Annotated in this window: 29 protein-coding genes and 1 pseudogene; 22 read left to right on the forward strand and 8 right to left on the reverse strand. The window is 43.2% G+C overall.

All coding sequences use genetic code 11. The features are described 5' to 3' along the window. The first annotated feature begins 50 nt into the window (after positions 1-50). The 22 genes and pseudogenes from QFZ81_RS04125 to QFZ81_RS04230 all read left to right on the forward strand — a co-directional run bounded on the left by QFZ81_RS04125 (position 51) and on the right by QFZ81_RS04230 (position 15115). Positions 51-977 carry a LysR family transcriptional regulator gene (locus tag QFZ81_RS04125; RefSeq protein ID WP_307601547.1) on the forward strand — a complete coding sequence of 309 codons (927 nt, stop codon included), beginning with the start codon at positions 51-53 and terminating at the stop codon, positions 975-977. A gap of 75 nt (positions 978-1052) precedes the next feature. Then, complete coding sequence (locus tag QFZ81_RS04130) at positions 1053-1748, forward strand: DUF7002 family protein (RefSeq protein ID WP_307601549.1); 696 nt, start codon at positions 1053-1055, stop codon at positions 1746-1748. A gap of 206 nt (positions 1749-1954) precedes the next feature. Beyond that, positions 1955-2872: a hypothetical protein gene (locus tag QFZ81_RS04135; RefSeq protein WP_307601551.1), complete on the forward strand. Its 918-nt coding sequence runs from the start codon at positions 1955-1957 to the stop codon at positions 2870-2872. Positions 2873-3247: 375 nt separating this feature from the next. Continuing rightward, entirely contained in the window at positions 3248-3991 is a 744-nt protein-coding gene (locus QFZ81_RS04140; RefSeq protein WP_307601552.1) for an SDR family NAD(P)-dependent oxidoreductase, read from the forward strand. Between the two features lie 60 nt (positions 3992-4051). Further along, on the forward strand, positions 4052-4162 hold the full coding sequence (locus tag QFZ81_RS04145) for an NIPSNAP family protein (protein ID WP_307601554.1): 111 nt from the start codon (positions 4052-4054) through the stop codon (positions 4160-4162). An 11-nt stretch (positions 4163-4173) separates the two neighbouring features. After that, on the forward strand, positions 4174-4374 hold the full coding sequence (locus QFZ81_RS04150) for a hypothetical protein (RefSeq protein WP_307601556.1): 201 nt from the start codon (positions 4174-4176) through the stop codon (positions 4372-4374). A gap of 97 nt (positions 4375-4471) precedes the next feature. Next, positions 4472-4795 carry an NIPSNAP family protein gene (locus tag QFZ81_RS04155; RefSeq protein WP_307601558.1) on the forward strand — a complete coding sequence of 108 codons (324 nt, stop codon included), beginning with the start codon at positions 4472-4474 and terminating at the stop codon, positions 4793-4795. A 70-nt stretch (positions 4796-4865) separates the two neighbouring features. Further along, on the forward strand, positions 4866-5405 hold the full coding sequence (locus QFZ81_RS04160; RefSeq protein ID WP_307601560.1) for an NAD(P)H-dependent oxidoreductase: 540 nt from the start codon (positions 4866-4868) through the stop codon (positions 5403-5405). Next, positions 5405-6034, forward strand: a complete 630-nt coding sequence (locus QFZ81_RS04165) for a DsbA family oxidoreductase (protein ID WP_307601562.1) — start codon at positions 5405-5407, stop codon at positions 6032-6034. The genes QFZ81_RS04160 and QFZ81_RS04165 overlap by 1 nt, the downstream gene beginning before the upstream one ends. Positions 6035-6125: 91 nt before the next feature. Further along, entirely contained in the window at positions 6126-6863 is a 738-nt protein-coding gene (locus QFZ81_RS04170; protein WP_307601564.1) for an SDR family NAD(P)-dependent oxidoreductase, read from the forward strand. A gap of 53 nt (positions 6864-6916) precedes the next feature. Continuing rightward, on the forward strand, positions 6917-7153 hold the full coding sequence (locus QFZ81_RS04175) for a tautomerase family protein (RefSeq protein WP_307447764.1): 237 nt from the start codon (positions 6917-6919) through the stop codon (positions 7151-7153). A 137-nt stretch (positions 7154-7290) separates the two neighbouring features. After that, on the forward strand, positions 7291-7731 hold the full coding sequence (locus QFZ81_RS04180) for an NIPSNAP family protein (RefSeq protein ID WP_307601566.1): 441 nt from the start codon (positions 7291-7293) through the stop codon (positions 7729-7731). Between the two features lie 69 nt (positions 7732-7800). Beyond that, a complete protein-coding gene (locus QFZ81_RS04185) occupies positions 7801-8343 on the forward strand; it encodes an NAD(P)H-dependent oxidoreductase (RefSeq protein WP_307601568.1) in 543 nt (180 codons plus the stop codon). Continuing rightward, entirely contained in the window at positions 8340-8972 is a 633-nt protein-coding gene (locus tag QFZ81_RS04190; RefSeq protein ID WP_307601570.1) for a DsbA family oxidoreductase, read from the forward strand. The genes QFZ81_RS04185 and QFZ81_RS04190 overlap by 4 nt, the downstream gene beginning before the upstream one ends. Positions 8973-9181: 209 nt before the next feature. After that, positions 9182-9925 (forward strand): SDR family NAD(P)-dependent oxidoreductase, encoded by a 744-nt coding sequence (locus QFZ81_RS04195; protein WP_307601572.1) that lies wholly within the window; start codon positions 9182-9184, stop codon positions 9923-9925. Between the two features lie 60 nt (positions 9926-9985). After that, the gene (locus tag QFZ81_RS04200) at positions 9986-10309 is read left to right on the forward strand and encodes an NIPSNAP family protein (RefSeq protein ID WP_307601574.1); all 324 of its coding nucleotides are present in this window, start codon (positions 9986-9988) and stop codon (positions 10307-10309) included. 107 nt (positions 10310-10416) lie between these two features. Further along, positions 10417-11493, forward strand: coding sequence for an NAD(P)H-dependent flavin oxidoreductase (locus tag QFZ81_RS04205; protein WP_307601576.1), 1077 nt, complete (start codon positions 10417-10419; stop codon positions 11491-11493). A 24-nt stretch (positions 11494-11517) separates the two neighbouring features. After that, positions 11518-11649: pseudogene (locus QFZ81_RS04210) on the forward strand (NAD(P)H:quinone oxidoreductase, type IV); the annotation flags it as partial. 37 nt (positions 11650-11686) lie between these two features. Next, positions 11687-11923, forward strand: coding sequence for a tautomerase family protein (locus QFZ81_RS04215; RefSeq protein WP_307601578.1), 237 nt, complete (start codon positions 11687-11689; stop codon positions 11921-11923). A 223-nt stretch (positions 11924-12146) separates the two neighbouring features. Then, entirely contained in the window at positions 12147-13679 is a 1533-nt protein-coding gene (locus QFZ81_RS04220) for a spore germination protein (RefSeq protein ID WP_307601580.1), read from the forward strand. Positions 13680-13730: 51 nt separating this feature from the next. After that, positions 13731-14888 carry a Ger(x)C family spore germination protein gene (locus QFZ81_RS04225; protein ID WP_307601582.1) on the forward strand — a complete coding sequence of 386 codons (1158 nt, stop codon included), beginning with the start codon at positions 13731-13733 and terminating at the stop codon, positions 14886-14888. Further along, a complete protein-coding gene (locus QFZ81_RS04230) occupies positions 14888-15115 on the forward strand; it encodes a hypothetical protein (protein WP_307601584.1) in 228 nt (75 codons plus the stop codon). The genes QFZ81_RS04225 and QFZ81_RS04230 overlap by 1 nt, the downstream gene beginning before the upstream one ends. A 301-nt stretch (positions 15116-15416) precedes the next feature. On the opposite strand, the gene QFZ81_RS04235 is transcribed toward QFZ81_RS04230, so the two are convergent. The 8 genes from QFZ81_RS04235 to QFZ81_RS04270 all read right to left on the reverse strand — a co-directional run bounded on the left by QFZ81_RS04235 (position 15417) and on the right by QFZ81_RS04270 (position 22889). Further along, a complete protein-coding gene (locus QFZ81_RS04235) occupies positions 15417-16022 on the reverse strand; it encodes a GerAB/ArcD/ProY family transporter (protein WP_307601586.1) in 606 nt (201 codons plus the stop codon). Positions 16023-16072: 50 nt separating this feature from the next. After that, on the reverse strand, positions 16073-17173 hold the full coding sequence (locus QFZ81_RS04240; protein ID WP_307601587.1) for a GerAB/ArcD/ProY family transporter: 1101 nt from the start codon (positions 17171-17173) through the stop codon (positions 16073-16075). Between the two features lie 295 nt (positions 17174-17468). Next, positions 17469-18440, reverse strand: a complete 972-nt coding sequence (locus QFZ81_RS04245) for an oxidoreductase (RefSeq protein ID WP_307601589.1) — start codon at positions 18438-18440, stop codon at positions 17469-17471. 83 nt (positions 18441-18523) lie between these two features. Further along, the gene (locus tag QFZ81_RS04250; protein WP_307601591.1) at positions 18524-18808 is read right to left on the reverse strand and encodes a MerR family transcriptional regulator; all 285 of its coding nucleotides are present in this window, start codon (positions 18806-18808) and stop codon (positions 18524-18526) included. Positions 18809-19404: 596 nt separating this feature from the next. Beyond that, positions 19405-20463 carry an LLM class flavin-dependent oxidoreductase gene (locus tag QFZ81_RS04255; RefSeq protein WP_307601593.1) on the reverse strand — a complete coding sequence of 353 codons (1059 nt, stop codon included), beginning with the start codon at positions 20461-20463 and terminating at the stop codon, positions 19405-19407. A gap of 43 nt (positions 20464-20506) precedes the next feature. After that, a complete protein-coding gene (locus QFZ81_RS04260) occupies positions 20507-20992 on the reverse strand; it encodes a MarR family winged helix-turn-helix transcriptional regulator (RefSeq protein WP_307601595.1) in 486 nt (161 codons plus the stop codon). Between the two features lie 12 nt (positions 20993-21004). Then, positions 21005-21778, reverse strand: coding sequence for a pirin family protein (locus QFZ81_RS04265; protein ID WP_307601597.1), 774 nt, complete (start codon positions 21776-21778; stop codon positions 21005-21007). Between the two features lie 241 nt (positions 21779-22019). Continuing rightward, positions 22020-22889 carry a LysR family transcriptional regulator gene (locus QFZ81_RS04270; protein WP_307601599.1) on the reverse strand — a complete coding sequence of 290 codons (870 nt, stop codon included), beginning with the start codon at positions 22887-22889 and terminating at the stop codon, positions 22020-22022. Positions 22890-22912 lie beyond the last annotated feature (23 nt).

Genomic DNA, 22912 nt, shown 5'->3' on the forward strand with positions numbered 1-22912 from the left:
AACCATTAGTGGCATGTTTACGTGATGCAAGAAACAGGAGGTGAATGAGGATGGAATTAAGACAACTAGAATATTTCATGACGACTTGCGAAGAACTCCATTTCACTCGGGCTGCAGATAAGCTTGGAATTACACAGCCTACGTTAAGTCATCAAATTAAGGCGCTTGAAAACGAGCTTGGTGTTCAATTGTTTGATCGAATCGGTAAGAAGACGATGATCACAGAAGCGGGTATGATCTTGTATCAGCAATCCCATAAAGCTATAGGATCCTTGGCAAGTGCACGCGAACAAATTCAAGAGCTTCAGAAAGTAGAACGCGGTACTTTATCGATTGGCGCCTTGCCGGGTGAATTAAATGAACTCGTTTCATCACTTTTAACCGACTATCATCGCAATTATCCGAATATACGCATAAAGTTGATTGCTAATGAAGATGTCGTTGAACGGGTCCTGCTAAATGAACTGGACTTTGCCATCTCCATTTTACCTGTAGAACATGATAAATTGGCGATTAAGCCTCTCTATAGAGAAGTTTTCTTTTTCGTGACTACCGCTAACCATCCTTTGGCCAGCTACCCTCAAATTAATTTTGAGGAATTAGTAACAACGCCCATTGTGATGTTTCCTGAAACACACCGATGCCGACAACTGATTGATTCTACCTGTCAAAATGCAGGTCTAGAATTAAAGCCTTTTATTGAAACGACAACGATCGATTCTTTATTTAATTTAGTAAGGTCTGGGACGGGGTCCACTATTCTATCTAAAACATTAATCGAGATGTATCAATATGAGGATTTGATCATCATTCCGATCGTAAACCCAACGCTCTGCCGAGAAGTAGGGATTGTTTATCATAAAGATAAGTATTTGGGGCGGGCAGCCAGCGGATTTATCGATCTTGTTCTTTCTTACATTAAGTCTATTAAGAAGGAAGAACCTACAGTATATTGCGATCAGGAAGCGAAAGCTTGATAGAGACATCAAGCTTTTTTGAGTTATATTTGTACCTAAGACAAAAAAATGAGATCGGACAAGAGGTATCATGGTATGAACGATTCAGTTGTAAAAAAAATAACGAACAGCTCAAAAAGGAAGTCACTATTTCATTTTACGAGAGTCCGCAACTTGCCTTCAATTGCGCACCTTGATGCTTTGTATTCATGTAATCAGGTTGATCCTAACTTATCAAATGAAAGACGGATAGTCAGTAGAGAAATACATTTTCACGGAAATGTGTTTGTAGCAAACGCTCATCTACGAATTGCAGATCAAGTAATGGATGCAAAAACAACTCATCAACAATTTCGTAATTATCTGGATCAGCACGTATTTTTTTGGCCGACGCAAAGAGATTGTCAAAAAATGCTGGAGATTTATTCAAAAAGAGAACCAGATGAAGCTTTTGCTATCCTTCAATTGGATGCACATTCGTTGCTCTATGACTGCTATGACACTGTTAAGTTGTCTAAGTACGATTCCGGAAGCTCACCTCGTTACCCAACTCGTTGTTCCTATAAAAAAAGTTTGCAAATGTTTTTGCCACTAGACCAATTCGAGATTGTGCGGGAAAATGATGTGCCTTCAAAACCTTCTGAGATACGCGAGGTCCTTGTCGAAGAGAAAGTAACGAACTTGTCCCATTATTTACAGGCCGTTTATTGTGAAAATATTGAGGAGATTCCCGAAAGATGGAGGAATTATGTACAATCTTTTCAGGATTTTAAGAATCGAGTCATTATATAGGATCGCGTAATAAGGGATGGTGCGCGTATAAAATCCATTCGTCAACGGATAATACGTATGATTATCCAATTCAAGAGTCAGAACGTCGATATCGATAACGATTTTGAACAAGCCTACTAAGGATTGAACTGAAATCTCAAATGACAAAGGAATCAGTACATTTTCGTCATAGTAATGGACTGGTCTCGACAAGGAGAACTATTGAAATGGTTTGGAATATCCTAAAATCCAGAAGTTTTTTATCAGCTTACATTTTAGTTATTGTCATGCTTGTTGGTTCTGTAGTTCTACAACAAAGGGATATTCTCTTCCCGGAAATTGCTGGTATGGCCATGGGGGTTATGGTGTTTCCTGTACCGCATTGGATGAAGAAGCCGGTTCACTTGTGGCTTTCCCCAACATTAGGTGCATTCATTGGCACCTCTTTGAACGATTTGTCCCTAATGCCTCTGCCGAAAATATTGCTTGGTCTTGTGATTATTGTCATTCTAATGCATATATTTCGCGTCAATTTTGGACCAACGATTCCTGCTACATTGCTGCCGATCTTTTTAGGTCTACATGACTATGTTTTTGCAATCACAACTGCTGTCTTTACGTTTGTGATTATGTTTGCTGCTTTTAGATTGAGAAATCCAGAAAAGTTGTCTGGTGGTCCGCAGAATTTTCGAAAGAAAACGGATACGGTTATCATAACCATTGTTTTAGCTCTTTGGATTGGGCTGGCATTCGCAACAAGACTAGAAGTTTTAGTGGTTCCACCTGTATTTGCCCTGATTTTTGAGGTGTTTCATGCTGAGAAATTCACTTGGAAATTGATTCCACCCCGTTTAGCGGTATTGACGATAACGGCCATTCTTTCAGTCGGAGTCTATCAATTGTTGGCAGGTTCAATCATTTGGGTTGGTGTCGTTAATGTTTTGATTACACTCATTCTTTGTAATTTGTTTAAAGCACCTGTTCCTGTTGCATTTGGTGTCTCGTTGATGCCACTTATATTCCCAGTATGGGGGACCTGGGGTTTTCCAGTTGGTGTCTTTGTTACAACAGGAGTTTTGATGTGTATTTCTGCAGCATACCGTCAGTTCAGAAACAAACAAGCGTTACGAGACATAGCTGTGTAAACAGAAAGTAACCATCATAGGTGTTACAGGATTCGGTCGTAAATTTATTGAGCAATCTTCATTTCCCAGTCGGATCATTGGCAACGTATGGTATTCGTGATGCCTTGAGTAAAAGAATTGACGAAGTTGTGGAATGGGAGAAGGTATCGCCGCTGATAGCGGATTGAGGTGGAGAACGGTAGCTGTGAAGTAGAACATTTTTGAATGACATATGTATATGTAGGTTTAGATATCTGAATTTGAGATGCCCGACATCATTATTCTGTATTATGCAGGATAACAGAATCATTGTATGATGAACGAGCAGATCAGAAGGTCTGATATTTTTTCAAATACAAACTACCTTCTAATAGGTAGATAAAGGAGAATAGAGAAATGAGTGTTCAAGGTAAAGTAGCAGTAATTACAGGTGGAAGCAGCGGTATTGGAAAAGCAGCAGCAATTGAACTGGTGAAACGAGGAGCCAATGTAGTCATCAATGGCCGCCGCGAAGAAGCGTTGGTTGAGGCTGCAAATGAAATCGATCCGACAGGCGCGCATGTGGCATATGTTGCCGGTGACATTTCAGATCCCCAAATAGCCGAACGCTTAATCGGCGAAGCACTTTCGCGCTTTGGACGTATCGACACACTGGTGAACAATGCCGGTATTTTTATAGCGAAACCATTCACGGACTTCACTGAAGCTGATTTTGAATCGGTACTTTCCATCAATGTGGCAGGATTCTTCCAAGTTACTCAGCGTGCGGTGACCGAGATGCTGAAGGCGGGTTCCGGCCACATCGTCAACATCACGGCAAGCGGAACCACAGAGCAGCCCCTTAAAGCCGTGCCATCCGTACTTGCCGCACTGACCAAAGGAGGCTTGAACGCGGCAACGAAATCGCTGGCGATTGAGTATGCGGACAAGGGCATTCGCGTGAACGCAGTCGCGCCAGGGATCACCAAAACGCCGATGCATTCGGTAGAGACACACGACTTTTTGGCTAAATTGCACCCAATGGGCCGAATGGGCGAGGCTCAGGATATTGTTGACGCCATTGTGTATCTGGAATCCGCACAATTCGTGACCGGAGAGATTCTTCATGTCGATGGCGGTCAAAATGCCGGACAGTGGTAAGCCGTAAATAATCTTTTGAATGCAGACAAATACTGAATTCAGAAAAGGAGGATGGTGTTTATGCTGTACGAACTGCGGATTTACCAAGTGGTTCCTGGCCGTATGCAAGCGATACTGGATCGGTTTCGGGATGATACGATAAGAATTTTTGCTAAGCATGACATGAGGTAACGAATTTTTGGGTGGACATAGACGAAACGAAGGACCGGTTGTATTACGTGCTTGAGCATCTGGACGCGGCATCCCGTGAACGGAACTTCCAAGCCTTTCTGGAAGATCCAGAATGGCTGGATCTTAAGGAAAGAACTGAAAAAAACGGTCCTCTACATGAGAATATCGATATTGTCTATATGAAAAACGCGCCGTTTTTCCAAATCAAGTAAATGCCCACTGGCTATTTGCGTCACTAACACTTGGATATTTTTATCGGCAAAGTTAAGTAGTAAACAAACAATTTTTCATAATTGGAGGAGGGAAGGGATGTTATATGAACTGCGAGTTTATGATGTAAATCCAGGCAAGATGAAGGTTATCCAAGACAGGTTCAGAGATCATGTTATTCAATTATTTATGAATCATGATATGAAAGTGACGCATTTCTGGGAAGATTCGGATGAAGCGAATAACCGTCTTTATTATGTTGTTGAGCACGCCAATATGGAAATGCGTAACCTTAACTACGAGCGTTTCCGGAACGATCCTGAATGGATTGAAGTAAAACGAATCTCAGAACTTGATGGACCCTTAGTTAACAAGCAAGAAAGTATATTTATGAAAAACGTATCATTTTTCGATAACAAATGAAAATCATGCAGGAACCTGTATGTAAACTAAAAAAGATTTCTAAAAACAATGATGAAATGGAGCAAATAAAATGAAAACTTTAGTAATCGTTACTCACCCGAACATCGACGCATCCAACTGGAATAAAGCATGGGTGGAGGAATTGCAAAAGCATGGCGATATCACGATTCATGAATTATATAAATCGTACCCAGAAGAGAATATCGATGTTGCTAGAGAGCAGCAATTGATTGAAGCGCATGACCGGATTATTTTTCAATATCCGCTTTATTGGTACAGCACACCGCCATTACTCAAAAAGTGGTTTGATTCCGTCTTGCTATACGGCTGGGCCTATGGTCCGGATGGCACTAAAACAGCAGGTAAAGAAATCGGTGTTGCGATCTCGACCTATGGTACGGAAGAGTCGTATCAAGCAACCGGGTTCAATCGCTTTACCCTGCGAGAAATATTGCGACCTATAGAAGCACTTGCTCATTTTATTAGTGCCTCTTATCTGCCTCACTTTTCACTAAACGACACTTCTATCGTTACGGATGAACGATTAGCACAGAGCAGCATCGATTACATTAATCATGTTAAAACGGTAAAGCCAATTGTGGTGGACTAATGAAAGACTTGATCATTGATGTTTATATGGATACAAGTTGCCCCTGGTGTCGTATGGGAACATCAAGTTTATTAACCGCTTTGAAACAATTACCCAAAGATAAAAAGGTAACCGTCCGTTGGCATGCTTTTCAGATTAACCCTAGTATTCGTCCTGAAGGAGAAGATTATCGGAAGGTTATGATTGGTAGATTAGGCGGAGTTGCTCAATTCGAAGCAAGATTGAAGCAATATAACGATTACGGGGAAAGTTATGGCCTTAAATATAATATGGATATTGTAAAATATACACCCAATACGTCTTTATCCCATCAGTTAATAGCTATTACTCCAGAGAACTTGAAAGAGCCATTGATTGAAAAGATATATACTGCTTACTTTGAAGAGGGTATTAATATTGGAGATGTGGATGAACTTGTACAAATAGCAAGAGGAATTGGAATCACTAATGATGCTGAGTTAAAAATGCGGCTTACTAAAGGTGATGGAATTGAAAAAGTTGAATTAGGACAACGTAATGCGCAAAAGCTGGGGATCAGAGGGGTTCCTTACTTTGTAATTAATGAGGAGATCAGCTTATCTGGACTACAATCTCCTAATGAATTTATTAAATTGTTTGAAAATAATTAAGGCACGAGTTAAAAACGGTTTAGGTCAATAATAAGATTCATTACGCTTAATTTATTCTTCATAATTAGAAATTCATAAGGAGAAATAACACATGGATATTCAGGGAAAAGTATTTGTGATAACTGGCGGAAGCAGCGGTCTTGGGAAAGCCATGGCGATTGAGATGGTGAATCGAGGAGCGAATGTAATCATCAATGGACGCGGCGAACAAGTGTTGGCTGAAGCTGCAAAAGAAATCGATCCTACAGGAAAACAAGTGCGGTTTGTTGCTGGTAATGTTGCAGATCCTAAGACCGCGCAGCGCTTAATCGACGAAAGTTTGGCTCACTATGGACGCATCGATACACTAGTTAATAATGCAGGAATTTTCATGTCCAAGCCATTTACGGAGTATTCAGAAGAGGACTTTGAAACATATTTATCCACGAATGTCGTCGGCTTCTTCCACGTTACCCAACGTGCGGTAACTGAGATGCTTAAACAAGGAACGGGACACATCATTACCATCACGACGAGTCTAGTTGACCAACCGTCGGTTGCCGTTCCTTCCGTACTCGCCTCATTGACGAAGGGCGGTCTGAAATCGGCGACGAAATCATTAGCAATTGAGTATGCTTCCAAAGGAATTCGGGTGAATGCAGTCTCACCTGGGGTAATTAAAACACCAATGCACCCTGTTGAATCACACGATGCTCTAGCTAAATTGCATCCTATGGGACGCATGGGCGAGTCACATGATATCGTCGAAGCAGTCTTATATTTGGATTCAGCCAATTTCGTAACTGGTGAGATCCTTTATGTTGATGGCGGACAGAATGCTGGTCACTAAGCAAATGCAACAGTAGATACAAAACAAATCTAATTTGAATGGGGAGAATATCCATGCCGATCGTTACGATTCAAGTGACCCGTGAGGGCACCGCACCAGATCGTGAGTCTGTCACAGCGGAAGAAAAGGCGGCGCTTATTAAAGGGGCCAGCGAGCTTTTGCTAAACGTTCTGAAAAAGCCTTTAGAATCTACCTTCGTAGTTATCGAAGAGGTTGACACCGAGAATTGGGGTTGGGGCGGACTGCCTGTGTTGGAGTATCGACATCAGCTTGCTGATAAGAGGAAGTAATCGCTAGATGGTTGATAATGAGGGCGTGATTAAGCGTCTATGCCGAAATAACAAATTGACGAAAAGTTACCCTAATAGACAGACATAGGATAAACCCAATATACGAACTGCGGATTTACCAAGTGGTTCCCGACCGCATGCAAGCGATACTGGATCGGTTTCGGAATGATACGATAAGAATTTTTGCTAAGCATGACATGAAGGCAACTAATTTTTGGGTAGTTGTGGACGAATCAAGTAAATGTCCACGGGCTATTCGCCTCACAAACACTTGGATATTATATGAGCTGCGAGTTTATGATGTAAATCTAGATAAGATGAAGGTTATCCAAGAAAGGTTAAGAGATCATGTTGTTCAATTATTTATGAATTATGGTATGAAAGTGACGCAATTCTGGGAAGATTTAAATGAAGCAAATAACCGTCTTTATTATGTTGTTGAGCATGCCAATATGGAAATGCGTAACCTTAACTACGATCGTTTCCGCAACGATCCTGAATGGATTGAAGTAAAACGAATCTCAGAACTTGATGGACCCTTAGTTAACAAGCAAGAAAGATTTTCAATAAACAAATGAAAATCATGCAGGAAACCTGTCCGTAAATTAAAAAAGATCCTAAAACAATGATGAAATGGAGCAAATAAAATGAAAACTTTAGTAATCGTTACTCACCCGAACATCGACGCATCCAACTGGAATAAAGCATGGGTGGAGGAATTGCAAAAGCATGGCGATATCACGATTCATGAATTATATAAATCGTACCCAGAAGAGAATATCGATGTTGCTAGAGAGCAGCAATTGATTGAAGCGCATGACCGGATTATTTTTCAATATCCGCTTTATTGGTACAGCACACCGCCATTACTCAAAAAGTGGTTTGATTCCGTCTTGCTATACGGCTGGGCCTATGGTCCGGATGGCACTAAAACAGCAGGTAAAGAAATCGGTGTTGCGATCTCGACCTATGGTACGGAAGAGTCGTATCAAGCAACCGGGTTCAATCGCTTTACCCTCCGAGAAATATTGCGACCTATAGAAGCACTTGCTCATTTTATTAGTGCCTCTTATCTGCCTCACTTTTCACTAAACGACACTTCTATCGTTACGGATGAACGATTAGCACAGAGCAGCATCGATTATATTAATCATATTAAAACGGTAAAGCCAATTGTGGTTGAATCATGAAAAAATTGATGATTGATGTTTATATGGATACGATGTGTCCCTGGTGTCGTATGGGAACTACCAGTCTGCGAACCGCTTTGAAACAATTGCCAGAAGGCACTAAGGCAATCGTTCGTTGGCATGCTTTTCAGATTAATCCTGGCATTCGTCCTGAAGGAGAAGATTATCGCCAGGTTATGATGGGCAGATTAGGCGGGGTTCCTCAATTCGAAGCAAGAATGAGGCAGTATAATGAAACCGGTGCTCAATTCGGTCTTAGATTTAATATGGATATTGTGAAATATACACCGAATACTACCTTATCCCATCAGTTAATAGCTATTACGCCAGAGAACTTGCAAGAGCAATTGATTGAGAAGATATATACGGCTTATTTTGAAAATGGCATCGATATCGGTAATGTGGATGAACTTGTGGAAATAGCAAGAGCAAACGGGATCACTGATGATGCTGCTGAACTTAAAATGCGGCTTATTAAAGGCGATGGGATTGAAAAGGTTGAACTAGGACAGCGCAACGCGGAAAAGCTGGGAATCAGAGGGGTGCCTTACTTTGTCATCAACGAGAAGGTCAGCCTATCTGGTCTACAATCTCCTAGTGATTTTATAAGAGTGTTTGAGAATAGTTAAGCTGCTGCAATGGCTCGCCATCGACTTTCCCATTGTTCTAGAATATAGACTTCCTGGGTTTAGGTATCTGAATTTGAGATACTCAATATCATTATTCTGTATTATGCAGGATAACAGAATCATTGTATGATGAACGAGCAGATCAGAAGGTCTGATATTTTTTCAAATACAAACTACCTTCTAATAGGTAGATAAAGGAGAATGGAGAAATGAGTGTTCAAGGTAAAGTAGCAGTAATTACAGGTGGAAGCAGCGGTATGGGAAAAGCAGCAGCAATTGAACTAGTGAAACGAGGAGCCAATGTAGTCATCAATGGTCGCCGCGAACAAGCATTGGTTGAGGCTGCAAATGAAATCGATCCGACAGGCGCGCATGTGGCATATGTTGCCGGCGACATTTCAGATCCGCAAATAGCTGAACGCTTAATCGGCGAAGCAATTTCGCGCTTTGGACGTATCGACACACTGGTGAACAATGCCGGTATTTTTATAGCGAAACCATTCACGGACTTCACTGAAGCGGATTTTGAATCGGTACTCTCCATCAATGTGGCAGGATTCTTCCAAGTTACTCAGCGTGCGGTGACCGAGATGCTGAAGGCGGGTTCCGGCCACATCGTCAACATCACGGCAAGCGGAACTACAGAGCAGCCCCTTAAAGCCGTGCCATCCGTTCTTGCCGCACTGACCAAAGGAGGCTTGAACGCGGCAACGAAATCGCTGGCGATTGAATATGCAGACAAGGGCATTCGCGTGAATGCAGTCGCGCCAGGGATCACCAAAACACCGATGCATTCGGTAGAGACACACGACTTTTTGGCTAAATTGCACCCAATGGGCCGAATGGGCGAGGTTCAGGATATTGTTGACGCCATTGTGTATCTAGAATCCGCACAATTCGTGACCGGAGAGATTCTTCATGTCGATGGCGGTCAAAATGCCGGACAGTGGTAAGCCGTAAATAATCTTTTGAATACAGACAAATACTGAATTCAGAAAAGGAGGATGGCGTTTATGCTGTACGAACTGCGGATTTACCAAGTGGTTCCCGGCCGCATGCAAGCGATACTGGATCGGTTTCGGGATGATACGATAAGAATTTTTGCTAAGCATGACATGAAGGTAACTAATTTTTGGGTAGATGTGGACGAATCAAAGGATCGGTTGTATTACGTACTTGAGCATCTGGACGCGGCATCCCGTGAACGGAACTTCCAAGCCTTTCTGGAAGATCCAGAATGGCTGGAGCTTAAGGAAAGAACTGAACAAAACGGTCCTCTACATGAGAATATCGATATTGTCTATATGAAAAACGCGCCGTTTTTCCAAATGGATTAAAAAGCACGTCCCGATGAGCCATTGGAGCGCAGTAAATTGGCATATCTCGATTCTCTCAACACCGGAGAACTACCGCAGGATAATTAAGGTAACGTAAGAGGAGGAAGATGAATATGAAACTTGACACAGAGCTTTGTCACATTTTTAATATTCGTTACCCAATCTTCTTGGCGGGCATGGCAGGAGGACCTGGAACAGTCAGCTTGACTGCGGCCGTATCCAATGCGGGTGGGCTTGGCACGCTGGGAGCCGCTTATATGGAGCCCGAAGCGCTCCGCAGTGCGATTCGTGACATTCGTAAGTTAACGAATGCTCCCTTTGGAGTGAATTTATTTGCTATTCGTGCTACCGACGATAATACGAGAACTGAAGAAGTTCAACGGGGACTAAATGATATCCGAAATAAATTCGGGCTACCGCAGGTCGCGGGAGAAGCCGTGCGGACGCCAGATCATTTCGAGCAACAATTCACCGTTGTGCTGGAGGAAAAAGTCCCGATTATCAGCACGGCGTTTGGCGTTCTTCCTGCACATATGATTGAGCAAGCCAAAGCGGGCGGCATTCGAATTGTCACAATGGTGACGACGGTCAATGAAGCGCTCCTTGCTGAACAGGCGGGATGCGACGCGATTGTGGCTCAGGGCAGCGAGGCCGGGGGGCATCGTGGGACATTTGACATCTCCAATCGACCCATGGGTGCTAATATTGGCACAATGGCCTTAGTACCGCAAATTGTTGACCGTGTTCATGTTCCGGTAATTGCGGCAGGAGGGATTATGGATGGCCGCGGGCTTGTCGCCGCCCTCGCACTTGGGGCACAGGGTGTGCAGATGGGAACGCGCTTCCTGACTTCGGTTGAATCGGGAGCGCATATCTCGTATCAGCAAAAACTGCTTGCCAGCACCGAGGAGAGCACAGTGATCACGAACGTGTTTTCCGGTCGTCCAGCCAGAGGGGTTGCTAACGAATTTATCGAAGTCTGGGATAAGAGCGGGTTAGAGCCGCTTCCGTTCCCTACTCAAAATACCGCGACAAGGGATATTAGAACTGCTGCGGCCAAGCAAAATAATCCCGATTATATGTCTTTATGGGCAGGACAAGGTTTGCGGATGCTTACTTCTGGCCAAAGTGCAGAGAGTATCGTGCAAGAAACTATCAATCAGGCGCAAACTATTCTCTATTAAATAAAAATGGAATGACTTTGGAGACATCCATACGGGACAAGTATATCCGTGGATCAAAATGGAGCGATAAAGGAAGACGTGCGGGCTGCTGCCGAGCATCAAGCAAAACGCGCCGTATCCGTTGCTAGTTGGGTTAAAAACGGTTTAGGAAAATAATAACTAAACATATCATTCCGAATGGGGGGAAATTTCCATGCCGATCGTTACGATCCAAGTGACCCGTGAGGGTACCACACCAGATCGTCAGTCTGTCACGGCGGAAGAAAAGGCGGCGCTCATAAAAGGGGCTAGCGAGCTTCTTCTCAACGTTCTGAACAAACCGTTAGAAGCTACCTTCGTAGTTATCGAAGAGGTTGATACCGAGAATTGGGGTTGGGGCGGACTACCTGCGTTGGAATATCGCCGGCAGCTTGCCGCTAAGATGAAGTAATTACGTTAATATCCCTATAAATGAACCCAGTGCCGTGTTGGCAGTGGGTTTGATTTATGTGAGGATATAGGCAGACGGCAATTCTCCTGAACGTTTCACTAGCTGTGATCAGTTCTGCTGGGAATCGTTTCGGTTCAATAAATTCATCGAAGTCGTATTCATCGTATATGTTTTACTCCAGTTGGAATAATAGCAGTGACTGTGTCAACCAGGAGGATCTTTCATGAGATGGTTTAAAAGAGGTAAATTCAAAAAAAACGAAAATCTTCTTAAAATGAAAAGCACTAACCTGGAGGAAGACAATAATAATGAGTTTACATCGGATATCGAGCAAAACGAAAAGATTTTAAGAGAAACATTCCAGGATTGTTCTGACTTGGAATACCGAAGGATAGAAGGTAATCATAACCTTCAAGGGCTCATTGTTTACATAGATAACTTGATTGATACAAAAATGCTCGATGAGCATGTAATTAAACCAATGCTCACGAGCATAACAAATGATAAATTTCCGAAGGAAGCAGGAGATCTTAAAAGTGAGATGATCTCCGTTGGAACCACGAATAGCTCTAAAAAAGTATCGGAAACCATTCGTAACCTATTAGAGGGTTATGCCGCCATTCTAATTACAGGTAGCAGCAATGTGATAACGGTCTCAATTCCCGGTTCATCCAAAAGAAGTATTGAAGAAGCGTCATCCGAGCCTGTTATACGCGGCCCAAGGGACGGTTTTATTGAACATATTTCAACAAACATAAGTTTGATACGTTCAAGACTCAAAACTTCAAAATTAAAGATAGAGTATATTACTTTAGGAGAGCTTTCCCAGACTCGAATAGCCATTACGTACCTAAAGGGTATTGTGCAGGAAACATTAGTTGACGAAGTTAGAACAAGATTGAATTCCATACAATTGGACGGTGTACTCGATTCAGCGTATATCGAAGAATTTATTGAGGATCAACCGTATTCACCATTTCCCCAAGTCCACAGCACAGAACGTCCAGATGTAGTGGCTGCTGAATTGCTTGAAGGAAAAGTAGCCATTCTTGTGGATACTACCCCATTTGTCCTTATTGTTCCGATGACGTTCTGGACAGGACTTCAGGCAAGTGAAGATTACTATAGTCGTTGGCCAGTCGCTACTTTTGTTCGATGGATTCGATTCCTCTTTATCAATTTAGCGATATTTGCACCTCCGCTGTATGTAGCTACTACGACCTTTCATCAGGAAATGATACCCACTAATCTTGTGCTGAGTATTCTTGCATCAAGGGAAGCCGTTCCCTTTCCTGCGATGATTGAAGCTTTACTTATGGAAGTCATATTTGAAGCCCTGCGGGAAGCCGGAAATCGTCTGCCTAAACAGATAGGCCCAACCATAAGTATCGTTGGAGGTTTAGTCATTGGCCAGTCATCGGTTCAAGCGGGATTAATATCTGCTCCAGTAGTCATTATCGTGTCCATCACTGGAATTTCGGCGTTTACGATTCCTCGATATAGTTTTGGAAATGGGATCCGATTACTTCGTTTTCCAATGTTATTCTTAGCGGGGACACTGGGCCTCTATGGCATTGTTCTAGGATTGATAGGCATCATATTACACGTGACTTCTCTTCGTTCCTTCGGGGTTCTTTATTTTTCTCCAGTCTCTCCGCTTAAGTTGACCGGCTTGAAGGATGTTTTGATAAGGATACCGATTTGGGCGAAATTTCGCTCGTCGACAAGATCGAATCAAGAGGGAGGGCGGTCTTAGCAGTTCATAGAAATTTAGGTTGAGGCGGATTAAAGGATTGGGGGTTAAGTGATGAGAAGACTAAAATATATGATTCTTCTCGTATTTGTCTTTATTAGCGGGTGTTGGGATCGTATGGAAATGAATGATCTTGCATTTGTCACAGGTACTGCAATGGACCTGTCGGACGACGGCAACATGCTGCTATGTTCCCTTCAAATCGCAACTCCATCTACTGAAGGAGGAATGAGTGGTGGAGGGAGCGGCAGCAAAGATAAATTTTTCGTTATATCCGCAGAAGGAAAAAATGGAAATGAAATTCATCAAAAACTTCAGAAGAAAAGTTCACGTATATTGTTCTACTCTCATCGCAGCGTTGTGTTTATTAGTGAACGTTTAGCTAAGCATGGAATTCAAGGTGTACTGGATATCTTTACTCATGACCCAAGAAATCGCTTAAAAACCTATATCATGGTTGTTAAAGGGGAAGAAGGGAAGAATATTTTGCAAATGAATTATCCTTTAAAGCAAGTGCCAATCGAAGCAGTGAGGGAAATGGAAAATTCGGGAGATGATTTAGCAGTAACATTGAAGGATTTTTTTATTTCGTCTGAAAGTGAGGGTGTTCATCCCGTTGTTGGGGTAATTGAATCCGATATCCACTCAAAAGATCCACATAAGCAACTATTTAGGTTAGCGGGCGCCGGCGTTTTTAAAGATTTAAAACTATCTGGTTTATTAGATATAAATGAAACATTCGGGCTGATGTGGGTGACGGACAAGCTGAAGTTCGGTCGAATCACGGCAAATTTACCCGAAGGTAATGGGGAAGTTGGGATGGTGATAACCCATGCTGACCGCAAGATCATTACGCAGACTGGGTATGATTCTGTACAATTTAAGATCCATCTGGAAGGTCAAGGAAGTTTGACCGAGAATAACTCCGGTCTGGATATCAACGAACCAAAGAATTTGAAGCTAATAACAAAAGCGCTTGAAGATGCAGCCAAGAAACAAGTCCAAGATGTTATATTTAAAATCCAAAAGAAATATAAAGTGGATAGCGTGGGCTTTGGCCAAGAAATTTATAAGCATAACCCTGAAAAGTGGGCAATTTTGAAAAATCAATGGGATACTCGGTTTCCAGAGGCAGATATATCGGTTGAAGTTAACCTGATAATAAAAGGAGAGGGAATGGTGCATTCTTCCTTCGAGAAGGAGTCCGAATAATGATCCTGCAAATATCAACTTTTGTTATTTTCACGTTGGGTTGGTCTTACTATAAAGTTCAGATGTTTCTAAATAAAAAACAGCCTAAAGTAGCTGTTGTATATAGTTGTTTGATGGGATTATGTATGATTCTAGGCTCTTTATTATTTGCCCATGTTCATATTAGCATAACAGCTCCTGTGAGATTCATTTTTGAGCCCATCGGAAAAATCATTTTAAAACAATGAAATCTAAACCTCTGACTTCCTCCAGCGCCTCTTTATCGTATCAATCATTAGAAGTGTAAGGGGTAAAATGGATTGCGTAATAAATGCATAACTTGGAAAAGAATATCTAAGATAAGTAGTCAATTCAGTGGAATATAAATTAAAAACCGAAACCGATCCTATTACTGACAAAATCGTTAAAGGGAATACAAAGTCCTTGTAATTTCTAATGTTAAAAAGATGACAACCCATGACCATATAGCCACCCCTAAAGCCTCCAAGCGTTCAAAGATTCCTTTTATACCTACATACCGAACTACATCTAACTGGAAAAGTCAATTTGTTGATTCAAATAAGGAAGAAGCCACCCCAAAATAATAATTTGACCTAAGTAAGCGACTGGGAATATGGTCCCCTGAAGGACTGGGACCATTCCTTGACTCATCACTGGACGGAGCCGCTCCGGATCAGATTCTGCGAGCATGAGTATCAAGAGTGGAATCAACAAAATAAGGATGAGTAAGGAAATGTACTCATTAGATCTTGCGATAGATTCGATACCCATATAGGCTGCTAAACCGCATAAGAGTGCCAACGTTAGACTGACAACGATAGCAGGAGTTCTCATGAACAGAACGGTATTTATAAACTGTATGTGTTGATTAAGAGCGATGAAATCAAAATTAAACCAGTAATAAATAAAATAGCATCCTAAGCATTTTGCAGGCCATTTCCCTATGATTTGAGAGCTGTACTGTATAATCGTAAGACCCGGGTAGCGATTCTGATCATCGCCCAAATCGTTAATGACCCGATCAAGACAGCAGGAAAAATCGTTATCCACGCATCTTGCTTGGAAATTTTCGACAACACTCCCGGCATGATAAGAATGACGGTGGGAGCTATAAAGGAAAAAAGTAATAAACATAATTGAGTTCCCGATATTTTTCAGCGGACTCCATTCGCGTTCTCCTTCAACTAAACCACTGACTTCCTCCAGCGCCACTTTATCGTATCAATCATTAGAAGTGCAAGGGGTAAAATGAATTGTGTGAAAATTGCAAAACTTGGATAAGAATATCTAAGAAAAGTAGTCAAATCAGTGGAATAATATTTAAAAACCGAAACCGATCCTATCCCTGCCAAAATCGTTATAGGGAATACAAAGTCCCTGTAATTTCTTATGTTAAAAAGATGGCTTACACTTAGACATATAATAAAGCAGATGAGAGCATCTTTTACAAAGCAACCCATAACCCATATAGCCACCCCTAAAGCTTCCAAGCGTTCAAAGCTTCCTGTTATGCCTATATACCGAATTACTTCTAACACTGGAAAAGTCAATTTATCGGTTAACGGCCCAAAGATCATAATCAGAGGTATAACAGCAATGCAGAGAAGACCAGTGATAAGCAACAATGCGATGAACGAAACTTTGGTTGCTTTCTTCGGTTGATTCAAATAAGGAAGAAGCCACCCCAAAATAAAAAATTGACTTAAGTAAGTGGTTGAGAAAACGGACGCCTGAAGGACTGGAACCATTCCATGACTCATCACAGGAAGGATCCGCTCCGAATCAGATTCCGTGAGCATGAGTATCAAGAGTGGAATCAACAGAGCAAAGATGAGTAAGGAAATGTACTCATTAGATCTTGCGATAGATTCGATACCCATATAGGCTGCTAAACCGCATAAGAGTGCCAACGTTAGACTGACAACGATAGCAGGAGTTCTCATGAGCAGAACGGTATTAATAAACTGTATGTGTTGATTAAGAACGACGAAATCATAACTAATCCAGTAATAAATAAAATAACATCCTAAGCATTTTGCAGGCCATTTCCCTATGATTTGAGAGCTGTACTGTATAATCGTAAGACCCGGGTAGCGATTCGACAATATGATCATCACCCAAATCGTTAATGCCCCCATCAAGGTAGCAGGAAAAATCGTTATCCATGTATCTTGCTTGGAGAACTTCGACTCCAAACCTGGTATCATAAGAATGACGATGGGAGCTATAAAGGAAAAAATTAACAAGCATAATTGACTTCCCGATATTTTTTCAGTGGACTTCATTTACGTTCTCCTTCAGAGCAGATTCTCTCCAAGTATTCCCTTCTTAACATCTTGTATACGGTTGGAAAGTAATCCGAGAATGGTTACAGTACCCTCTCGTGGTTAGGAAATATAAATGAACCCAGTGCCTACACGGCACTGGGTTCATTTATAGGGTTCTTTCGGACCAGAAGAACCCAGGTTTGTGAGCTGCAGCAGCCAAGCCCGATTCACTCACTAGACGGTAAAGAGATTGTTTCCATTTTCTCAAGTTGATCATTTCAATGTAAATAAAATTGTTAATATAGTGTCATGCTCAGGTCCTGAATTTCACGCCAGTCATCTCCTCGCTGAGCAACCAAAGCCGCTCCGCAAAGCCAGGATCGATCGCCCAAGGAAGAACACCGGACATCACTTGACCAAGCCCCTGCAAAGCTTCGGCCGTAATGACCTCGGCAATATCGGCATCTATGCAATAAACGCCGCCTTTGCCCTTAAGCTGAGGACTCGTCGCACACCAAACGCTTGTTGCAGCTCCCTGCTCAGTGGTCTTAAATTCCCCGCCTGCTGCGCTCTTCTCCTCATCCGACATATAACGCACCAAATCAGTCATGATTCTGCCGGGATGGACAGAAAAGGCGCGAACGCCGTACGCATTGCCTAAGCGGTCCAGCTCAACAGCAAATAGCGCATTGGCAGATTTGGACTGTCCATAGGCCTTCCACTTGTTATACTCCTGCCGGTCGAAGTTTGGATCTTCAAAATCAACGCCTCCGAAGCGGACACCGGTTGAAGAGACGGAGACAACACGCGCGTTTCCTGCTTGTTTCAAAGAAGGCCAAAGCCGAGCTGTCAACTGGAAGTGTCCCAAGTGATTGGTCGCGAACTGGGATTCATAGCCGCGCGAATCGCGCACCAGCGGAGGAGCCATGATGCCTGCATTATTAATGAGCATATCCAACTGCCGGCCAGTATTCAGAAACCGCTGCGCGAATGCATCGATGGAATCAGGGGCCATAAGATCCAGCTCCTCCAGCTCCACTCTCGGGATATTAGCAATTAAAGTGCGGGCTTTCTCCGGCGTACGCGCGGGTACAATTACCGACGCACCTGCTTCCGCCAGAGCGCGGGTTGTCTCAAGTCCGACACCGGAGTACCCGCCGGTCACGATGGCGATCTTGCCGCTTAGGTCAAGTCCGGCTAGCGCTTCTCGCGCTGTTGTTTGCGGCCCGTAGCCCGATGGGATCGGTGCTTGAGGTGTAATCTTATATGTGTGATCTGTATGCATAGTTCAATCTCCTCCTAAGCCTGAACGTTTCATCAGGTCCTTAAAGTGGTCCAGCTTGTAATTCATCATTTCCAAAGTAGCGTTCATTTCCGCCATCTTTTGTGCTCATGAAGTACGCTGTAGCAGCTCTCGTAATTTCGAGCGGATGCCAGGGTCATATACCTTTCAATTTCCTTCAGCGGCATATTGGTTCGTTTTAGATGGGTAATGAAGACGAAACGGTCGAGATGGAGCTTGTCGTATTCCTTCTGCCCGTTTTCCTTACGCTTCACTGGCGGCAGCAGCCCAATTTTCTCATAATAACGTATCGTATCGTAACTGAGACCTGTCCTCTTGGAAATCTCTGCGATTGAAAATGTAGGCTCCATCCCTCACCCTCCTCCCATCATATTGATTATGCGATTAAGCATGTTCGTTTTCATTTGTATCGTATCGTATGGAGTTTACTCCATGTCAAGCGATTTTCTTCAGCCGCACCTATTCACGAGCGTGCTGGCTGTCTGCCGAAAAGCTGAGAATATGTGCAATTTCTTCGCTACAGCTTGTGGATCTGCGTCATTTGCTTTTGAAGAGTTGCGTTCATTCACAGCGCGGATGCTTGCACTTTTATTGGTTTATTGTCTAAATCTTTATTTTCAATGAACACTTAACGAAAACAACCTGCTGTTTCTCATTCAGGATAAAGAAAGGCACCCTGTAATACCTAGTTTTTGCGCATCGCGTTGATTGTTTTTAACGTTATCGAGTCCTTCTCCTTGAAGGAGTCGTGACTTGGGCAAATGGTATCCATATATACGAGGCTCTTCTTCACAGCATACAATAAAACCTAATATGATCTGACCGTCGAATAGGTTGTCCAACAATTCGGAGAATTTGCCAAGACCTATTTTTCAATAAACAATAGTTGAATTCTCGATAGAAAAAAGTCACCTAGAATTAGACGGCTTTTATTATCGCTAACTTTCTACTTACCCTCATTTTCAGCTTCCCATCTTGCGACCTCTTCCCGAACTCGCGGTGCGACTTCCTTACCCAATAGTTCAATGGATTTCATAACATCCTCATGTGGCATGCTGCCGGCAGGTAAATGTAGGAAAAATCGTGAGAAGCCTAAATGTTTTTGCATATAAATAATTTTGTTGGCCACCGTTTCGGGATCGCCTACGTAGAATGCGCCTTCTGGGCTGCATGAGGCATCGAATTGTGAACGGCTATAATGTCCCCAACCACGCTCTTTACTCATTGAATTAAACACTGCCTGAGTGGGAGGGAAATACTTTTCGGCCGCAAGCGAAGTACTCTCCGCAACGAACCCGAGTGAGTGTACGGCTATCTTTAATTTCGATGCATCATGTCCTGCACGAGTAGCAGCGTTCTTATAGAGCGGCACGAGCGGAGCAAATTGCAAGGGGCTCCCGCCAATGATCGCCAAAACAAGAGGCAGTCCCAGTTCCCCTGCTCGTATTACCGATTGCGCATTACCCCCACTGCCAAGCCACACGGGTAAAGGGTTCTGAACTGGACGCGGATACACACCCAGATTCGTAAGCGCAGGTCGATGCTTTCCTTTCCAGGATATCTTCTCCGAGTCCCTTAATTTTAATAATAGTTCCAATTTTTCCGCGTAAAGCTCATCATAGTCTTTTAAATCATAACCAAACAATGGAAACGCATCGACCATAGAGCCTCGACCCGCGATAATCTCAGCACGACCATTTGAAATACCATCGAGCGTGGCAAATTGCTGAAACAAACGTACTGGATCAACAGCAGAGAGCACGGTAACCGAACTGGTTAAGCGTATCCTTTTGGTCATGGACGCCGCTGCAGCCAGCACAACGACAGTAGCGGAATCCGCAAATTCCTTACGATGATGCTCACCGACCCCAAATATATCCAACCCAACCTGATCGGCAAGGACGATTTCTTCAACAACCTCACGCAACCGCTCCGCATGACTTATTGTCTTGCCCGTTTTAACATCCGGAGTTGTTTCGACAAATGTATCTACACCTATTTCCATTTTCAAATCCCCCTACATACAAAATTTAAGTAAAATCCTTCTTTCAAAAAGAATCTGATCCATCATTATTGGTATTGCCTTCACGATTCTTGATACCATACCCAATTTTCTTCAGCACGTGAATAAGTTCGAGCTTCTCCCCGTCCGTTGCGAAGGACAAATTATCGGAGATCGTTTGAACATGCCTTGGGAAGATATTATCAAAGTAGCTTCGCCCTTCAGCAGTCAATGTCACATTCGTTTTTCGTCGATCACCCGGGATGGGGAGTCGTTCCACGAAGCCCTTCTTCTCAAGCTTATCGACCACGTAGGTGATACTCCCGCTTGGAATCGAGAAGGTGTCGCTTATTTTCTGGATGGGCTGCGGTCCTTTATTATAAAGAAACTCCAAAATTTGAAAGGTCTCCCCACTGAGGCCATAGCTGTCAATGTCACGTTCTAAGCTCCCGTACAACTCTTTCACCATGTTTCTTATTACGCGTATTAGTTTTAAATCAAGTTCCTTACCCTCAGCATCGCGTTCAGTCATTCTCCATCCCCCTTATCTGGCCTTATCATACAAAGGATATTCAACCTCAGTAGGAACTTCAATTAGAAACATTCGAAGCTTTTCTCCTGAAGCGCGTATGTTGATTTCTCCTTCTTGTTCACATTGAACGATCGCAAAGTCTTTATTCTTGAATGAGACGGGTTCTTGTCCAGTTGCCCTTAAGGAACCGCCGTCCCCTCTAATCGACAAACCGGCAAGCGTCCGGTTCGGCAAAACCCGATGGACGTACGACGTACCTGGCTGAATCTCGACGTCAAACATCCGAGCATCTGTTACTAGTTGGAGGATGGGGGAGCCTTCTCCCAATATCGTCTTTACGTTCACTCCATCCTGTCGTGACTGAGGAAACTGCTCATGCTTGAACAGAGAATAGGTTGGCGCTCGCCTTACAGCTTCATTCAAGTAAGGCTCAAGCCAGATTTGAAAACTCTCGAAGCCCGCCTCGACGCTTTCGGCATGATGAATACCCGAGCCCGCTTGCATGAGTTGAATATCACCTGGTCCAAGGATGCTTTCGGTGCCGAGCGTGTCTTTGTGAAAGCCTTGTCCGGCAATTCCATAAGAAATGATCTCAAAACCTTGGTGAGGATGAAACCCGATTCCTCCTTCCGACTCTGCATGTCCCCAAGCCCAGTAGAAAAGAGGACCAAGCCTAACCGTAACTGCCCCTTGTCCCGAGAAACCTAGAGGTTTCTGAGCCGTTATTTTGCCGCCGTCGAATTCTTCTTTACCTTGATGTTCAGGTCCCAATATTTGAATGTTCATTTGAACAACTCCTTATCTTATAGTGTGTTCCAGCTAAGCGATTACAGCCAATGCTAGGACGAACAGAAACATGTTTGCAACTCACTCCTATGAATATTTACCCTAAATATATTTAATCTAATAATAGTTATTATAATTATAGAGTATTTATCTGTCAACATGTAAAAGAAGCAGGAACACCTCCGAATAGGATTCCTGCCAAATCGGTGTCTTAATTATAGATAAGCTCAATTCCAGTACTTTAGTTAAAATGGGCTCGCATCTCCGATAAGAAGGCTGACAATGCGGGCGTGATTAAAGCGTCTTTGCGTCTGATGAACACGGTTGTGACGATGGTATGCTTGCCGGGGATCGCATGGCAGCGGATTCGGCCTTGCTTTTCCGACTCGGTTATGATGGAACGCGGCAGAAGAGCAATGCCGAGGCCGGCGCCTACACAACCTATAATCGTTTCAATCGACCCGAATTCCATCAGCTTAACGGGCAATATGCCTTCATCATGGAGCAGCTGATTTAATTTTGCCCGGTAGGAACAGCCGCTGTGGAATACAAGAAGCGTAGACAGCTGCACATCATGGAAGGAATTAACAGGCGGATGGGAGACCGAGGTGACAAGTACCAGCTCCTCATCAATGACGTTTTCCTGAACCAAATCGGGATGCTCCACGGGACCGGCCACGAATGCTCCGTTCTGCTCATAATGAAGAACGGCATGAATGTGCTTCTCGGAAGTACCGGTAATTAAAGAGAAGTCGACCGCCGGATATTCGATATGATACTTGGTAAGCAGCGTAGGCAGCCGAACGGCGGCGGTTGTTTCCAGAGACCCGATATGAAGCGGTCCTGCGGGAACGGAGGAGTCTCCGACGGCCAGTCTGGCTTCCTGAATGACATGCAATATTTTCTCCGCATAGGAAACTAGGATTTGACCGGAAGGGGTAAGCGTAATTCCCCGATTGTGGCGGTAAAAAAGCTGGGTCTGTAAATCGGTCTCCAGCTGTTGAATCTTATGGGTAACGTTGGATTGGGCAAAGTTTAATTTATGAGCCGCTTTAGAAATGCTACCTTCGTGCGCCGTGGTAAAAAACACTTTGAGCAACTGAATATCCATATAGACCTCCTGTATATTTAGGT

The sequence above is a fragment of the Paenibacillus sp. V4I9 genome, assembly GCF_030817295.1.
In the GTDB taxonomy this organism is placed as follows: Bacteria; Bacillota; Bacilli; order Paenibacillales; family NBRC-103111; genus Paenibacillus_E.

Bases quoted from the DNA above. Each gene is read 5' to 3' on its own strand.
- QFZ81_RS04225 (WP_307601582.1), top strand. From the start codon at position 13,731: ATGAGAAGACTAAAATATATGATTCTTCTCGTATTTGTCTTTATTAGC.
- QFZ81_RS04160 (WP_307601560.1), top strand. From the start codon at position 4,866: ATGAAAACTTTAGTAATCGTTACTCACCCGAACATCGACGCATCCAAC.
- QFZ81_RS04140 (WP_307601552.1), top strand. From the start codon at position 3,248: ATGAGTGTTCAAGGTAAAGTAGCAGTAATTACAGGTGGAAGCAGCGGT.
- QFZ81_RS04135 (WP_307601551.1), top strand. From the start codon at position 1,955: ATGGTTTGGAATATCCTAAAATCCAGAAGTTTTTTATCAGCTTACATT.
- QFZ81_RS04155 (WP_307601558.1), top strand. From the start codon at position 4,472: ATGTTATATGAACTGCGAGTTTATGATGTAAATCCAGGCAAGATGAAG.
- QFZ81_RS04220 (WP_307601580.1), top strand. From the start codon at position 12,147: ATGAGATGGTTTAAAAGAGGTAAATTCAAAAAAAACGAAAATCTTCTT.
- QFZ81_RS04165 (WP_307601562.1), top strand. From the start codon at position 5,405: ATGAAAGACTTGATCATTGATGTTTATATGGATACAAGTTGCCCCTGG.
- QFZ81_RS04270 (WP_307601599.1), bottom strand. From the start codon at position 22,889: ATGGATATTCAGTTGCTCAAAGTGTTTTTTACCACGGCGCACGAAGGT.
- QFZ81_RS04240 (WP_307601587.1), bottom strand. From the start codon at position 17,173: ATGAAGTCCACTGAAAAAATATCGGGAAGTCAATTATGCTTGTTAATT.
- QFZ81_RS04175 (WP_307447764.1), top strand. From the start codon at position 6,917: ATGCCGATCGTTACGATTCAAGTGACCCGTGAGGGCACCGCACCAGAT.
- QFZ81_RS04265 (WP_307601597.1), bottom strand. From the start codon at position 21,778: ATGAACATTCAAATATTGGGACCTGAACATCAAGGTAAAGAAGAATTC.
- QFZ81_RS04125 (WP_307601547.1), top strand. From the start codon at position 51: ATGGAATTAAGACAACTAGAATATTTCATGACGACTTGCGAAGAACTC.
- QFZ81_RS04190 (WP_307601570.1), top strand. From the start codon at position 8,340: ATGAAAAAATTGATGATTGATGTTTATATGGATACGATGTGTCCCTGG.
- QFZ81_RS04145 (WP_307601554.1), top strand. From the start codon at position 4,052: ATGCTGTACGAACTGCGGATTTACCAAGTGGTTCCTGGCCGTATGCAA.
- QFZ81_RS04250 (WP_307601591.1), bottom strand. From the start codon at position 18,808: ATGGAGCCTACATTTTCAATCGCAGAGATTTCCAAGAGGACAGGTCTC.
- QFZ81_RS04180 (WP_307601566.1), top strand. From the start codon at position 7,291: ATGCAAGCGATACTGGATCGGTTTCGGAATGATACGATAAGAATTTTT.
- QFZ81_RS04230 (WP_307601584.1), top strand. From the start codon at position 14,888: ATGATCCTGCAAATATCAACTTTTGTTATTTTCACGTTGGGTTGGTCT.
- QFZ81_RS04195 (WP_307601572.1), top strand. From the start codon at position 9,182: ATGAGTGTTCAAGGTAAAGTAGCAGTAATTACAGGTGGAAGCAGCGGT.
- QFZ81_RS04215 (WP_307601578.1), top strand. From the start codon at position 11,687: ATGCCGATCGTTACGATCCAAGTGACCCGTGAGGGTACCACACCAGAT.
- QFZ81_RS04255 (WP_307601593.1), bottom strand. From the start codon at position 20,463: ATGGAAATAGGTGTAGATACATTTGTCGAAACAACTCCGGATGTTAAA.
- QFZ81_RS04260 (WP_307601595.1), bottom strand. From the start codon at position 20,992: ATGACTGAACGCGATGCTGAGGGTAAGGAACTTGATTTAAAACTAATA.
- QFZ81_RS04245 (WP_307601589.1), bottom strand. From the start codon at position 18,440: ATGCATACAGATCACACATATAAGATTACACCTCAAGCACCGATCCCA.
- QFZ81_RS04170 (WP_307601564.1), top strand. From the start codon at position 6,126: ATGGATATTCAGGGAAAAGTATTTGTGATAACTGGCGGAAGCAGCGGT.
- QFZ81_RS04205 (WP_307601576.1), top strand. From the start codon at position 10,417: ATGAATATGAAACTTGACACAGAGCTTTGTCACATTTTTAATATTCGT.
- QFZ81_RS04185 (WP_307601568.1), top strand. From the start codon at position 7,801: ATGAAAACTTTAGTAATCGTTACTCACCCGAACATCGACGCATCCAAC.
- QFZ81_RS04200 (WP_307601574.1), top strand. From the start codon at position 9,986: ATGCTGTACGAACTGCGGATTTACCAAGTGGTTCCCGGCCGCATGCAA.
- QFZ81_RS04235 (WP_307601586.1), bottom strand. From the start codon at position 16,022: ATGTTTATTACTTTTTTCCTTTATAGCTCCCACCGTCATTCTTATCAT.
- QFZ81_RS04130 (WP_307601549.1), top strand. From the start codon at position 1,053: ATGAACGATTCAGTTGTAAAAAAAATAACGAACAGCTCAAAAAGGAAG.